Genomic DNA, 15411 nt, shown 5'->3' with positions numbered 1-15411 from the left:
CGGTACGAATATACTCCAAAGGAGTTGCCGGACGGCCCGGACCGAGTCCGTTGCAAGCGGCCGGGGGTCCGAGCGCGACCAATACCCGAATATGGAGGAATCGTACCGATGCCGACCAGTGCCGAGCTGCGTGCGACTGCAAGGAGAAGTTTAAGCGGGAATTGGCTGCCCGCGATAGGCATTACGCTGCTGTTTGCCATCATCATCGGAGTGCTTTCGTACATACCGTATGTCGGAGGATTGGCCGTCTTACTGCTGGGGGGACCGCTTACGCTCGGATTGCTCGCCTACTTCGTGAAGCTGGTCCGCAGCGAGAAGCCGGAGGTCGGGCTGCTGTTTCAATCGTTCGACCGGTTTGGCGTCGCTTTCGTGCTCTATCTGCTCATCCAGATTTTCACCTTCCTCTGGACGCTGCTGTTGATCGTGCCCGGCATTATAGCGGCGCTGCGCTATTCGCAGGCGTTCTACATTTTGCGCGACAATCCGAACCTCGAACCGATGGAAGCGATCCGGCAAAGCAAGGAATGGATGGTCGGCCATAAAGGGCGGCTGTTCGTGCTGTACTTGACCTTTATCGGCTGGGCGATTCTCGCGGCCATCCCGTTTGGCCTGGGCTACATTTGGCTGTATCCGTACATGCTCGCCACCCAGGCGGCGTTCTATGAGGATTTGAAAGCCAGGAACGGGGCGGCAAGGTAAGAAGGGATAGGTGGTAGGACAGCCAAGATAGAGTACATCCAATGATAGGGAAGAGCCTTGCGGATCTGGGATCTGCAGGGCTCTTTTTCATGAAAATAATATATTGGAATCTAAGGAAATAAAATGCTTTACTGTGTTTTTGTTTGCTCCTATACTTGGTTTGAATGTCGAAATTTTGAAATTGGTGGAGGGATAAGGTTGAGAAGGCTTTACAAGCGAATGGTTTGGGCTTTACTGGCTGTACTCTTATTTGAGGCTTTACCGCTGCCTTTCTTGCAGGTCGCCCACGCGGCCGACGCCGAGACAAGTGCGCAGCCATCCGTCAACCGAGCGGTATACGGTGCAGAGCAGCGTATCGGCGTTACGGAACAAGTGTATAGGGCGGTCGATGGCGAACAGCGAAAGAAATGGGACAAGCTCGATCCGAATATCGATGGGGAGCTTGTAGCGAAGCGTACTCCCGTCAGCAAGCACTTCCTGATGAAAGACGGGACTTACAAGGCCGTCATCTCCATGATCGATCAGCACTACGAAGCGGAGGATGGCAACTTGTACGACATCGACACGGCCATCTACGAAGAGTCCGTTCTTGCTTCGGTTTACGTGCCGCTTTCCAAGGCGAATGCCCGGTCAGTGCGCAGTATAATGTCACAAAATCAAGCGAAACGAATGGCCGGCCAGCCTTTGTTTGAGAGCGAATTTAAAGCGCTGCAAGTTCCGTTCGACACCACTTTGCCTAAACGGTTCAGCAGCGGATATTCCATCTCTAAAAACGAGGAAACGTTAGCCTTCAAGCCGGTTGGCGCCTCTAACGTAACGGGTATGGTGTACGGGAAGTCGGGACTTCTTTATTCAAACGCGTGGAACAGCACGGATGCGATTTTGCAAGTGGTTGATAATGGGATCAAAGAGACGATCGTACTCAAAAACCAGGACGCCCCCCATAAATTCAGCTTTGAAGTGGGTGGACCGCTGGGCGATTCGCTGCGTACCCGTGAATTCGCTGTGCAGCCGGCCTGGCTCGTGGACGCGGATGGGAAATACCGCGATGTGGCGCAGTCGTTAAGAACGGAGAAGAACAACTTGTACTTGGACATAGAGGCGGATGTGTCAGGATTAAAGTTTCCGGTTGTAATCGATCCAACCGTTATTTTGAGCCCTCCGATGAAGGATGGATGTATCAGTTACAATCTTGCAAATGGAAGCTTCTATATTTCAAACGATCAGTACACATACTACTATACCAATAGTTGCAGTATCAATGGAGGCGCTTTATATAAATTCGACTTAAGCTCTATTTCGTCAAACTATGGTTGGTTGCAGGCAGTATTCAAAACTGACATTTATTTGGGAGCGGATTTTAATACTTCGGATGACGAAAGCTACGGTTACAGCGTAAGTTTGCAAGCCGGGAAAGCTTTGCAGGATTGGAACGAGCCATCAAGTAGTAACGATAAAAGTAATCCCGTTCCGGGAATTCAATGGTATTCGAACAATGATATACCCTATGTTAACCGTTCCGCTCAAGCAAGTTCTCAGCCATTGGTATGGGATGTTTCAAAAGCGATCAAAGATATAAAAGATTCTGGTGTGGACTATGGATTTGCTGTCAGAGAAATTTGGCATGATTATAATTACTCTCCTACTATGCAAATCTATATGGGTTACTACGCCCAACTTCACGTCAACTATACGGCGCGTCCATCCAGGCCGGCACTTGTCACTCCGAACGGCGGCGAAACTTTAAATTCGCTCTATACGATTTCATGGGTGCCTGCCGTCGATGAGGATACACCGCAATGGAATCTACAGTATCAAATTCAAATCTCTTCGAACGGCGGGCCATGGATGGATCTTGTCCCGCTAACCGCTCCGGGTACAACTTCGTATCTCTATAATTTTTCCGGGGCAACGGCAACTACTACGAGCTTTATGCGCATTCGGGCATTTGACGGCGTCTATTTCGGAGATTGGAACGTTTCGGACGGGCCTTTTACGATTCTGGCCAACCGGGCTCCCAATGCGCCGTCGAATTTGACGCCGGGTACCCCCTGGCTCTCCGCTCCCGCCAGGATTCCCGGCGTAACTCCAGCGCTGCAATGGATCTTTTCCGACCCGGATCCCGGCGATAGTCAGTCTGCTTTCCAGGTAGTTGTTTACCACTCCAGTAATGTGGCGGTTCATGATTCGGGATGGGTATACTCCGGTACCAACGTTTATGCCGTTCCCCCGAACGTTATGGAGCGCGGGCATGTGTATTACTGGCTGGTCAGGACGAAAGACAGCTTTGGCCTGGAGTCGCCATTTTCGGAAGCCCGGTATATGCAAACGAACCTGCTGCCGTCCTTATACCTGACTTCTTATACCGATAACCAAACCTTATACAACAACGTAATGACCTTTACTTGGGCGTATAACGATCCTGACGGACAAACCCAATCCGCTTTTCAGGTTGTAGGTACAAGGGACAACTGGGCTAGTTGGTCGTATAACTCTGGCGAAATTCAAGCTTCATCGTCCAGTTACGTAACTGCTCCTTTGGCTCTTGGCAATTGGAGTTTCGCAATTCGTGTCAAGGACGAGATGGAGTGGTCCGACTGGGCTTATCGCAGCAACATTTCGATACCGAATTTGGATGCAGGCCCCCCCACCGTTCCAGCGAACGTTTGGATAACAGGCAGAACCGGCAGCAGTGTTACATTGGCTTGGTCCCCGTCGACAGACGATATCGGAGTATCCGGATACGAAATATACAACGGGTCCTCTTTAATCGGTACAAGCGCGTCTACGGCCTATACAGCAACGGGTTTATCTCAAGGAGCGCTTTATTCGTTTACCGTAAAAGCGAGAGACGTAGCGGGCAACGTTTCCGCTCCAAGTAGACCGTTGCAGGTAGGGTTCGGTTCCCAAGGGAGTTATTACGACATGGCAGGCAAGCTCGATTACATCATCTTGCCTAATGGACAAACCTTGGATTATCAATATGACGCCAATGGGAACTTGATAGGTACGGCAATCCATTGACAAGCAAAAACGACCGCAGCATTATCGCAGTTTTATAGAATCTGATTTTATAACGTAACGCAGAGAGTTTAAATCGGGAGGTTGCGAACTTTGAAACGACAACGGAAGTGGATTTCCTTATGTATCCTCGCTGGTATGGTCTTGCCCAGCTTTTATACGGTTTCATCCGGCTTTGCAAATGGTTTGTTGGAGCCGATCATCAACACATTTGTACCCGGGAACAGTCAAACGGTTCCAATCGCTCCACCGGAACCCCAAAAAGAATTAATACTTACAACCCAAAAGAGTGTCGCATCGATCGACCTTCCTGAAAACAATCCAAGTCAAGCGAAAGTCAGCGATCCGAACATCCCTGTCGATAAATACAATTTTACGAGCGAACAAGCGGATCAACTGCTCGAAGAAGGTTTCTCGATGCAAGACATTTTAAAAGCCGATGAACTTGCGAATATTTGGGATGCAGATCCGATCGTTCTTCTGGACAATAAGAAAAAATCGGACTGGCTTTCCGTGGAGAATCAATTGCAAGCGGCCAAGTACGGCCCTCTGGTCGAAACGCTGAAAAACAACAATCCCGAAGCTGCCAAACGATTGGAAGGGGCCGATCTGCCTTTGGGGGATCAGCTCTCGTTACTGACACTTGTTAACGAATACTTAGTCCCCGATATGAACGAAGCGCTAAGACGTTACCGGTCCAAAGGAAAAGAGGCTGTCTCGGAAATGTTCAAGGAGAACCGTTTCTACGGTGAGGTATCCAAGCCGGTGATGGATAAATACGGCTTAACGGACGAAGAGGTAAAGATACTCCGATTAACCGACGAGAAGCTGGCCAAGATGGAGCAATCCTCGGAATATTCCTTGGCCGATACGTTGGATAAGATGAGAATATCACAGCAGAAACGACAAGGAGCGTTAGACACAGCAGCAGATAAGAAAGGAAAAGAATTGCCATGAGCAAAATAATGCGCCTATTCCAAACATCCCTGCTATGTCTTGTCTTGCTCGCATGCTTTCATTCCCCTGCATATGCCGCGGTCGATATTAGCGGATGGAGTTTGCGAATGAACGGCATGGAGATGCCCCTTGCAATCAACGAAAGCAACAAAGCCCAATATGCCGACCGATACAATAGCCAGGAAGCGGTCGATCCGCAAAGCGGCTCGTTATCGATCAATGTAACGGACCTGGTTCTCCCCGGCCGAGACGGATTGGATTTCTCCCTAACTCGACATTATAACTCCAATCAAGCCCAAATGGGGGAGATGAAGTCGGCATTTAGCGATACTAGCTCGAGTACCAATTACTATAAGGACTCTTACTACTGGTTTTATATATTAGAGTATTATACGAACTCCGGATCCGGCCCTTATCAATATTTGAGCATATACTTTCGCACGGAAGCGGAGGCGATAGCAAGTTGCACGAGTAATGCTACTGCGTATACCAATTATACATGCCGTTTGAGGGAAACCGACGGCTCCCTGTATTGGGACGAGCTGTCTCATGATTACATCCGGGCTCCGCTTTCAATCTACCGTCGAAATTTTACCTGGGCCAGTACCGCCGAGAAGACGAGCTATCAACGTTCCAGATACGATTTGGGAGCCGGGTGGTCTTTGGGTATTCCCTCCGTGCAAATCATCCGGACGGAACCCGATGACGGGAAGGAGTTGCATTTCCATGACGGTTCCGGTGCGTCGTACCGCATATTTTTTACTCCAGCCGACGACAGCAATATTCAAGGATATCCGCGAGATAATGTGAGATTCGATATTGCATCGGGAGGCTCCTATTCGAACGGACAGGCCGAGGCCCAATACGTGTTTACGGATAGCGATAACCGAAAAACGTATTTTGCGCAAGATGGGCGTATACTGGGGATTAAGGACCGTTTCGGCAACGAAATTAAGTTCACACATACGATGCGATATGTAAACGGGACTGCTTACCCGTACATCAGTAAAATAACGGACAGCATAGGGAGGATTATCCAGTTTACGTATGACAACACGATCGATAACGCCTCTTTTACGGAAGATAACGTCACCGTTACCGTTACCCATCCGAACGAGCCCGGAATGCAAACCGGTGTTGTCTACAGCAAGAAGCGTCATTCAATCGACGGTCGTTATGAGCCCTATTTATACTCCGCTATAATAGCGCCCAATACCCCGGAAACGACGGCAACTTATTACGAATACGAAACCAGGGCGCAACGATTTCAGTATCAGACGAAGAACGTTCCCGACCAAAACTCAGCTTCCGTATACACACAGCTCCTCAAAAAGATTATCTATCCGCACAGCGTTGCTTTTTACGACTATGAAACAGCCTTACGGAATTTGGGTACGAGCGGCGTCATGGAAGCATTTCGTGTCACGGAACGCTACGATTTAAATCGAGTGGGGAGCGCCATTCCGAGTATTCCAAAAACAAATTTGGCTCTCAACAAACCGGTGCAAGTCTCTTCCTACTCTACGCATGTAAGCGGTGGCGACGGCGAGCCCGAAGAGACCCATGTATACTACGGACATTATGCCGTAGATGGAGATTCGAGGACTGCATGGGAATCAATGAGAAATTCAGAAGAATGGATTTATGTGGACTTGGGATCGGTGCAACCGTTTAACGAAGTCGTGCTTCGTTGGGCGAACAAGGGCAGATACACCATTCAAGTATCGAACGACGCAATGAACTGGACCCATTTATACGCGGGGATGGGTGTCGATAGCTACTATAATGAAATGTACGCCGAAGATATTCGGGGGCTTCAAGGGAATGCCAGATTTATTAAAATTATCGTGAATTTGCCCCCTTACACAAGCGTAACGGTGTCGGAGCTGGAGATTTATAATCATTTGGGCAAAAATCAGGTCGGATATTCGTATGTGCGCGATTATTCCGGGTATCCATATGCTTCATTTCCGCATAGCTCCAAGACGTTTGCCGGAAATCTGATTCAGACGCAAGCTTTGTTCAACGGCGAAGGGCAACCGGTCAGTGCGGAGAGCAGAGCGCCCAATGGCGAAATACAAAGTACGACAAACGAAACGTTCGACAACAAATACAAGTACAAGCCGACGCGAACGAAGTATTTGGACAAGAACAGCGCGAATGCGTCGCTCGATCCGTTATACGTGGACCGACTCTACTATAGTTGGGGCGGATTGGCTAGCGAAACGCGGCCATTGAGTTTAAACGACATCAACAATAGCGCGATCAAAGCCGATCATACGACGAACTATCAATATTCTATCTTTTATTATCCTTCACAGATTCAGAGGAAACAAACCGCAAGCACGACTTTAACGGATTCGACGGAGTACTACGATTCCCCAGCCCAGCTTTTAGCCGGCCGTCTCAAAAAAACGACTAACGCGAACGGCGAATATGTAGATTACACCTATGAACTAACAACGGAAGGCAAAGTTTCAAAAGCAATTGCAACCCAAACGCTGGAAAACGGCAAAACGGCTCGAACCGAAACCGTTTATGGTCCAACTGGCATTTACGCTTTCCCGACCCAGATCACGCAATTTTACACCGATGACAATAATCAGCCGCAAACGATGCAAACGAGCCGAACGTACAGCTTAGTCACCGGTTTGCTGCAATCCGAGACAGCTCCGGGCGGACGGGTGACAACGTACCAATACGACGCTTTGGGACGCCCGATCGCAGTTAAGCAGCCGCCCTTCAACGGACTGAACGGCGTAACCTATGAAGTGGAAACAAAAACGGAATACGCTCCGAACCAAATATCGTCCGGATTCGATGCGACGAACGCCAACGTTCAGACGATGAAAGTGAAAACATACACGTCCGTTCGGAATGTTTCGACCAACGGAGTAACGATATACGATGTGAAGGAAGCGTTCTATGACGGGTTCGGCAACCCGCTCATTCAGCAGCGGTACGACGACCAGCGCGGCCAGTGGATCACGGAGGCCCAGTATCATTACGATGCGATGAGTCGCCCGATTTATGTCGCCGATGCGCAGAACAACGTCCAAACCGTCGGGTACGACGGATGGGGCCAAGTCGGTCAGGTGACCGATCCGTATGGCAATCAGTATAAGACGATACGGGATCTGCTGGGCCGCAAAACGACATCGTACATGGTAACGTCGTCCAACGCGTCGAACCCGGACGATAACGTCAAATGGAACGTGCTGGAGAAGCAGTACGACCCTCTTGGCCGCCTAACAACAAGCACCGTATATCCGAGTTGGCCGGACCGCAACAACAAGGTGCAGGCCGCCTACACGTACGACTTTGTCGGCAATGCGCTGACGATGGCTGATCCGAAAAACCAGGTGACGAGCTACCAATACGACAAGCTGAACCGTCTGGTGAAAATCACCGATCCGCTATCGCAAGCGACGGATTACACGTATACGACGCAAGGCAAGCTGAAGGAGACCAAACAGAGCGATGCGGGCCAGACGTACACGACCTCCAAGACGTACGACGAGTTGGGCCGAATCCGGCAGAACTTCGATGCGGCCAGCCAAGCGGACCTGCTGACGTACAACGCGGTCGGGGACTTGTCGCAAAGGCGGGACCTGAATCAGCAAACGTTCAGCTATGGCTACGATGCGCTGCACCGGCAGGTGAGCTCAAATGTGGGAGCGAACAGCGTCAAGACGTATTACGAGGACAACCCGTTCGGGCCGAAGCAGAGGGAGGAATGGTCCGGAGGCAATCTGCTCAAAGGGGTCGCATATACTTACGGGGCGAACGGTCAGTTAACCGGCAAAACGGTAACGAGCGACGGTCATACCTTGTCCATGACGAACGCGTTCGATCTCGCCGGGAAGCTGACGGGAGTGACGAACGGATACGGCTTTACGACCGCGTACCAGTACGATAAGGTAAGGGTAGAAAAGGTGCAGACGAACGGAGGCGCGGCCAATCCGGGAGTCGACGACAGTCAGTACGCGAGATACGAATACAACCCGAACGGAACGCTGAAGACGATCACCTATCCGCGGTTGAGCGACGGGACGTATATGAAGTCGGACTACGCGTACGACAAGATCAGCCGGCTGACCAGCGTAACGAACACCAAGGGCGGCCAGGCGATCTCTTCCTACAGCTACGCGTACGATGCAAACGGGAACATAACGGCGGTGACCGATGGTGCGGGAACGACCGCTTACGTCTATGATGCGTTGAACCGACTGATCCAGACGACCCGTCCGGACGGCCAAATCGTCACGTATACGTATGACGGGAGAGGCAACCGCAAGACGAGCCAGGGCGACAGCATGGCGCTGAGAGAAGGAAGCTTCGCCTACAGTCCGTGGAATGAATTGATCCAGGCGACGGACGGAACGGGGACGACCGGCTACACGTACAGCCCGGAAAGCGAAGGCTTGCGGATCAAGAAAACGACACCGAGCGGAACGCTGCGGTACACGTATAATGCAAGCGGGCAAGTGATAGCGGAGTCGGATGCAAACAACCAAGTGATCGCACAGTATGTGTGGGGACCGGACCGTCTGCTGATGAAGAAAGATATGGCGAGCGGCCAGTCTTACTATTACGTGCACAACGGTCACGGGGATGTCGTCCAACTGATGAACACGGCGGGTGCGGTGGTGAATAGCTACCGGTACGACGAGTGGGGGAATATCCTCCAGCAGGCAGAAGGCGTACCGAATGCCTTCAAGTATGCGGGCGAGCCGTACGATCCGGAAACGGGCTTCTATTACTTGCGTGCCCGATATTACGATCCGAGCGTGGGGCGGTTTATTAATAAGGATACGTATGAAGGGGATATCTCGAATCCGCTGAGTTTGAATTTGTATACGTATGTATATAATAATCCGCTGAGGTATACCGATCCTAACGGGCACGATCCTCGGGAATTACAACTGATGTTGGAGATGGCTCGAGATGGTGAGTACAATATGCAAGATGCGAGGTCTAAACTCGGTGCTTATTATCAGCGTATCTTTCAAGATGATGACAACAATTATTTCAATTATTTATTCGGCTTAGCAACATTGACGAGTGCTTATGAGAATTCAATGGGCAGATCCGAATGGGCGATTGGAGTACTGGTACAGGTAAATATTGCTGACAATGTGAGCGCATATGAACTCGCGCAACTGTTGGAGTCTATGGTAGACGTAAACGCGGCATTAAGCAGAGGTGCAAAAGCGGCACGAGCTCGTGTGCCTTTGAAAACATCTGCAGAATGTAATTGTTTTACAGCAGGGACGAAAGTGCTGACAGACGAAGGGGAGAAACCTATCGAGGAAATCGAGGTAGGTGACAAAGTATTAGCCAAAGATAATGAAACGAGTGAGATGGCTTACAAAGAAGTCGAATGGCTCTTCCAACGTGATGTTGAGGAAACGTATAATATTACTATTGGTGATGAAGTCATAACGACTACTGATGAGCATCCATTCTGGATTGTCGGCAAAGGTTGGGTGGAATCTAAGAACCTTGTATTGGGCGAAGTTCTAACAACTTCGGATGGCAAGGAATTGGCTATTGAGAAGATTGAGATTAAGAAGGAACATAAGACCGTTTACAACTTTAAGGTTAAGGACTTCCATACGTATTTTGTTTCAAACCTTGGAATTTGGACACATAATAGTTGCACACCTGACTTTATTACAAATAATAGAGTTCCGATTGATAAAGAAACTGCATTAGGCAACGGAACTTTCACAAAAACAAAAATTTCTCCGGTAAAGGGTGCACAAATTTATAAAAACGGTGATAATTATTATCATAGAGATACTTTCCATACAGGAGAGGGTTCTCATCTAGAAGTATATGATAAGAGAGGTAATCATCTTGGGGAGGCAGATGTTTTAACGGGAAAACTTATACCCGGCACACGTGACCCTGACAAGAAGATAAATGTTAAGTAACATGTGCTTTGTGCAGGGTGTGGACTGCCCATATCCTGCACATTAAAGTATCTAATGGGTGGGGGTAAAATTAATGATAAATCTACAAAACGAATGTTTTTTTGAGGATAATGATATATACGTCCTTGAGTGTCACCAAGGAATTATTATTGTTAATAACAATTATTCAGGAGTTAATTTATATAACAAGGATTTAGAGTTGCGCAACACTATTGATATTTTTGAAGGTATCTTAATTCACACAGTTTATAAGAATCCTTATAAAAATGAGGTCATCTTATACTGTCCCGATAATCAAGTTTTTGTGTACTTGAATTTAGATACAGCATTTCAAAAAACTATAAACTTTATTGCGGACATTGATGAGTGTGGATTATCTAACATTTACTTCTGGTCAGGGCATGAAGTTCTCTTTTTATGTGGAAACAAGGGATATTATAAAATCGATACCGACCTGTTCTCGCTACAGGAACTCGACACGTCAGTAGTTGAAAAGGAATATCCAACCTTCTACACAATGTTAAATGAATCGAGCAAATATTTAATCCTTGAAGGTGGGACTGAGAAACTGACTTATAAGGACAGAATTAATAATGAAATAGCATATTTTGATTTTACGAATAATATTAAAATTGCATCGAGTATTCCGAGTAAGTTAGGGCACGAAGTGATTTATCTAGATGGGATTTTTCTATCCGTACATGAGGAGTTTATTCAAGCAATTAAAGAAGGAAGGGAAGTGGCAAGAATTGATACAGTACCACCATATTCATTTCTTAAAGCTAGTAAGATGACCGAACAGAATGAAAGTTTTATAATTCTAAGAGGGAACAAATCCAATTCACAACAATGCTTTTTGTCACGTTATTACATAAAAAACTAGCTTTTAACATTTAGTCTTGAAGGATTATGTTTCCTTCAAGGCTTTTCTTTACCCCACCCACCCAGTGCCGAAAGAATCGCACGTTCAAACCACTAGTAAAACGATTTGGAAAGAAAATGGTAGTAAAGCGAGGATAGACGTTGAAAACCCTAATCCCGGACAACGACCCGGACAGATTCATTTCCAAGATGCAAATAACACGAAATATTTGTTTGACCCTCAAAAAGGGGCGTTTGTAGATTCCAGTGGTAGCCTTGCTCCGAAAAGCGTTAATAAGATGCTTGAAGACTCTAATTTTGTGAAGAAACTGAATGTAGGACTTACACAATACCTTGGCGAAAGTCCTTACGTACCAAAATGAGGTGGAAGATGAAAACTAATGCCAAAATGAAACAACACATTGATTCTGTGAAGACTGACAGTAAGGATAATTTCTCCATTGATTTAACAAGGGTAGAGAACATCATCTTTCCAAAATTTTTTGAATGGGATGGTTGTGTTCTCCTAAGCCAAGTTAGAAATGGTGAACTACCAAATAATTTTTTACCAAATCAGTTCGTCCCTGATAGAACAGCACTTGAAGCCGATTATAACCATATTCACTTAAATGATATTTTTGATGAGGGTGTTCATCCTGATGCAATTTTAAACATCGGAATAAAGACACTCGAAGTTTGGGCGGCTGTTCTCTACAAGCAATTTAACGGACGTAGGAAGTTCCTGCTAATACTCTCTTATGACAGTGAAGAGGTCGTTTTACGCTTCTATACTGTTAGGCAGAATGAAGTGCCGTGGCTTGATACATCTAAATTAGAATCATATTTGGATGGATTAATGCTTATCGAAATATAAATTATAACTCCTGTAATGCCATTGACCTTGAGGAATATTTCCTTCAAGGTCTTTTCTTTTACCCCCACCCAGTGCCGAATGAATCGGGCGGTTGAATCAAAATATGCTTAACCCATGTAATGCCCGTATGAAGAGGGCATAAGATATTTATTATGGTCATGATTCGAGATGGTGGGCAAGAAAACTTGAACCTGGTTTGAAGCCAATTTCTTTCTCAATTCCTATCAAGAAGATGGGAAATATGATGTATCATCTGGATACAGTAAATATGCACACATTCCAACGAATATGAAACTTCCGATAGCTTTAAGGCTCCGAACGGTATACGTCCCGGCGATCCCCCCCATTATTCCTCCGCAAGCTCATCGCCAGTGTCCTTTGGCTGCTGATCTGCTCTGAGCTTGACACGCTGCTCGTAGCGTTTGCGAATGTTCGTGAGGGCTTCCCTGCGCGCCTGTTCGAGCCTCTCCTCCGACTGACGGTCCAGCTGTTCTTTCAGCTCCGGGTCGACCTTGTACACAGGAATCGATATAATCTCGTCTGACACGTTTACCACTCCTCAATTTTGACCGTTTGGACCGATAAATGGCCTTGCCAGTCTCCTTTACGCCATTCCCTTCATCTTCCCTTATCTTACCGGACTCCGATCCAAAATGGAAACCTGTACGAAGCCAACGATCCGCACCGGCATATTTCACTTTCCATTAAGGTTGCATAGAAGCTGGGTTAAGATTGCCCGGCTATGCTGAGCATGGGAAGAAAACGGATAAGACAGGAGAATGAGTGATGAACGCATGGCGAACGTTTCGAGTGAAAACGGCCTTAACTCTGGGGTTGGTTACGGCGGCAAGCGCAATAGGAGGCGGAAGCCCCCATCTATTGAGCGCATCAACCGCATCAGCCGAATCGAGCGCTTCAGCCAAACCGGCCGCTCCGTTCGAAGCGGCAGCAGCCGGAGTATCGGCGAAGCTGGCAGATTCAGGCCCGCGAAACCCCGGTGAAGTGGAGCGGTTTCTCGACGAGTTTATGGCCCGCCCCGACATCGCCAACCACTTGGCCGGGGCTGTGGCGGTGGTTACGAGTGGAGAAGACGTGTTGGTCAAGAAAGGGTACGGGTACGCGGATCTCCAACGGAAGCTGCCAGTCGATCCGGACCGGACCGTATTCCGGGTCGCCTCGATATCTAAAGTCGTGACCGCTACGGCGGTTCTACAACTGGCGGAGCAAGGAAAGCTCGATTTGGACAAGGACGTATCGGCTTACCTGGGCGAAGTGCGCATACCGAACCGCACGGACGTGCCGCTGACGATGAGGGATCTGTTGACGAACAGCACGGGCTTCGAATACGGGGACACCTCCGAGCAGACGACGCCAGATTTGCAGCGGGACGTTTCCTTGGTCTCCTTTGTCCGGGAGCATGTGCCTACGGTGATTCGCGAGCCGGGGAAGTTCTACCGCTACGATAATTTGGGCTTCACCATCATGGGATATGCGGTCGAGCAGACGGCCGGCCGGCCTTTTGAAGAGTATGTGCAAGATCATCTCTTCAAGCCCCTCGGCATGACGAACAGCTCCTTCCGCTTAACTCCGACGATGGTGAGCCAATTGGCGGTTCCTTATAATGTGACAGGCGATCCGATTCCTCTCTATACGACGGTTCCGTCGGTTTTGCCTGCCGGGGGAATGCTCTCGACGGGAGCCGATATGGCCATGTTCATGATGGCGCATCTGAACGGCGGCAAGCTGGGGAACGCCAAAATATTGGGGGAGGCTACGGCCGAGGACATGCACAAGCCCAAGCTCGCCATCCATCCCGAACTTCCGAACATGGCCTACGGCTTCGAATACGCCAACCGGCAGCTGTATAACGGACGGAATGTGGTGGAGAAAAGCGGAGACGAGGACGGCTACCATAGCAATATGTGGCTGCTGCCCGACGAGAAGGTCGGCGTCTTCCTGAGCGTGAACAAAGATTTCGACTTCCGCGCTCCTTTTTTCGAAGCATTTATGGACCGGTATTACCCGGAGGAGCCTTCCCCGCGTCAGCCGCGCACTTCCGATCGGCAATCGCTGGTCAAGTTCGAGGGAGTCTACAGCGATCTGCGCAACCGGATGTGGACGACCCGCATTCGCGCGGAAGACGGGGCGCTGATCGCGAACGATCCGCTGGGCGAGCACAAGCTTCGGGAAATCGGGCCGCTGCTGTTCCAGGACGAGCAAGGAGTCCAGGCAGCCTTCGCCCTGAACGCCGACGGCACGGTTCGGGCCTTTTACTACGATCTCAAGTCCGACAGCTGGTCGCAAAAAATGCCCGAGCCGCTAAGCTATCCGGATATTCCACCGGATCATCCTTACGCTCCTTACATTTCCCACTTAAGGCAGCTCGGCGTGATCGGGCAAGAAGGGGAGACGGCGTCCTTTCAGTCGGATCAGCCCATTGCGCGAGGAGAGTTCATCGCATGGTTCATCCGTTGGGCGGGGATCGCCCCTTCCGGGCAACAGCCGGTTTTTACCGATTTGTCCGGCAACCCCTACGGGCAAGAAATCCAGGCTGCCTACGAATTCGGGATTATCGAGGGTACGGGGAACGGCACTTTCGATCCGGAGAGACCGATGAGCCGGGAGGAAGCGGCGATGGTGGTCTGGAACATGGCGTCCGCTTATCTCCATGCGGCGCCGCAAGAGGCTGTGCTGGGCGGAAGCACCGATTATTGGGCGATGGAAGGAGTTCGCTACGCGGTAGCGAAAAGATTATACGGGCCCGAGATTGACGGTACGCAAGACGCGGTAGATTACCAATCGAAAGCGCCTTTGCTGAGGCAGGAAGCGGCCGCGCTGCTGTCCACGTTTGCAGATAACCTGTATTAGTACAAAGTCAGACCTTAAACCGTATTCGTGAAATGGACGAATCCCTTTCACCGCAAGGGACCGAGTTTTCCCGGATACACAGGATTAGCTCTGACTTTGTATTGGGACAATACCGAAGCAGAGCTAGACTTGAGCATCCGGAAGGTTCTAGCCCTTGCGGTGAACGAAATCCGTTTAAGCCAAGGATACCGC

8 protein-coding genes are annotated in these 15411 nt (G+C 49.1%); 7 read left to right on the top strand and 1 reads right to left on the bottom strand.

Annotated features, from left to right (window positions below):
- Nucleotides 1-108 precede the first annotated feature (108 nt).
- From ABD796_RS23155 to ABD796_RS23130, 6 genes are all read left to right on the top strand, one after another.
- A complete protein-coding gene (locus ABD796_RS23155; protein ID WP_344912337.1) occupies nt 109-699 on the top strand; it encodes a DUF975 family protein in 591 nt (196 codons plus the stop codon).
- Between the two features lie 198 nt (nt 700-897).
- Nucleotides 898-3723 (top strand): glycoside hydrolase family 78 protein, encoded by a 2826-nt coding sequence (locus ABD796_RS23150; RefSeq protein ID WP_344912335.1) that lies wholly within the window; start codon nt 898-900, stop codon nt 3721-3723.
- A gap of 90 nt (nt 3724-3813) precedes the next feature.
- On the top strand, nt 3814-4677 hold the full coding sequence (locus ABD796_RS23145; protein ID WP_344912333.1) for a hypothetical protein: 864 nt from the start codon (nt 3814-3816) through the stop codon (nt 4675-4677).
- Entirely contained in the window at nt 4674-10616 is a 5943-nt protein-coding gene (locus ABD796_RS23140) for a polymorphic toxin-type HINT domain-containing protein (protein ID WP_344912331.1), read from the top strand. Before ABD796_RS23145 ends, ABD796_RS23140 begins: the two co-directional genes overlap by 4 nt.
- A gap of 73 nt (nt 10617-10689) precedes the next feature.
- Complete coding sequence (locus tag ABD796_RS23135) at nt 10690-11499, top strand: hypothetical protein (protein ID WP_344912329.1); 810 nt, start codon at nt 10690-10692, stop codon at nt 11497-11499.
- Between the two features lie 369 nt (nt 11500-11868).
- On the top strand, nt 11869-12351 hold the full coding sequence (locus tag ABD796_RS23130; protein ID WP_344912327.1) for a hypothetical protein: 483 nt from the start codon (nt 11869-11871) through the stop codon (nt 12349-12351).
- A gap of 346 nt (nt 12352-12697) precedes the next feature.
- Here the strand turns inward: ABD796_RS23130 and ABD796_RS23125 are convergent, their stop codons facing one another.
- The gene (locus ABD796_RS23125; protein WP_344912325.1) at nt 12698-12898 is read right to left on the bottom strand and encodes a hypothetical protein; all 201 of its coding nucleotides are present in this window, start codon (nt 12896-12898) and stop codon (nt 12698-12700) included.
- Nucleotides 12899-13137: 239 nt separating this feature from the next.
- On the opposite strand from ABD796_RS23125, the gene ABD796_RS23120 reads away from it, so the two are divergent.
- Nucleotides 13138-15219 (top strand): serine hydrolase domain-containing protein, encoded by a 2082-nt coding sequence (locus ABD796_RS23120; protein ID WP_344912322.1) that lies wholly within the window; start codon nt 13138-13140, stop codon nt 15217-15219.
- Nucleotides 15220-15411: the final 192 nt, after the last annotated feature.

Source organism: Paenibacillus hodogayensis, from assembly GCF_039536325.1.
In the GTDB taxonomy this organism is placed as follows: domain Bacteria; phylum Bacillota; class Bacilli; order Paenibacillales; family NBRC-103111; genus Paenibacillus_AB; species Paenibacillus_AB hodogayensis.
The sequence above is the reverse complement of the archived record's forward strand: the minus strand, read 5'-3'. Positions and strand labels throughout refer to the sequence as shown.

Bases quoted from the DNA above. Each gene is read 5' to 3' on its own strand.
- ABD796_RS23155 (WP_344912337.1), top strand. From the start codon at position 109: ATGCCGACCAGTGCCGAGCTGCGTGCGACTGCAAGGAGAAGTTTAAGC.
- ABD796_RS23140 (WP_344912331.1), top strand. From the start codon at position 4,674: ATGAGCAAAATAATGCGCCTATTCCAAACATCCCTGCTATGTCTTGTC.
- ABD796_RS23135 (WP_344912329.1), top strand. From the start codon at position 10,690: ATGATAAATCTACAAAACGAATGTTTTTTTGAGGATAATGATATATAC.
- ABD796_RS23130 (WP_344912327.1), top strand. From the start codon at position 11,869: ATGAAAACTAATGCCAAAATGAAACAACACATTGATTCTGTGAAGACT.
- ABD796_RS23120 (WP_344912322.1), top strand. From the start codon at position 13,138: ATGAACGCATGGCGAACGTTTCGAGTGAAAACGGCCTTAACTCTGGGG.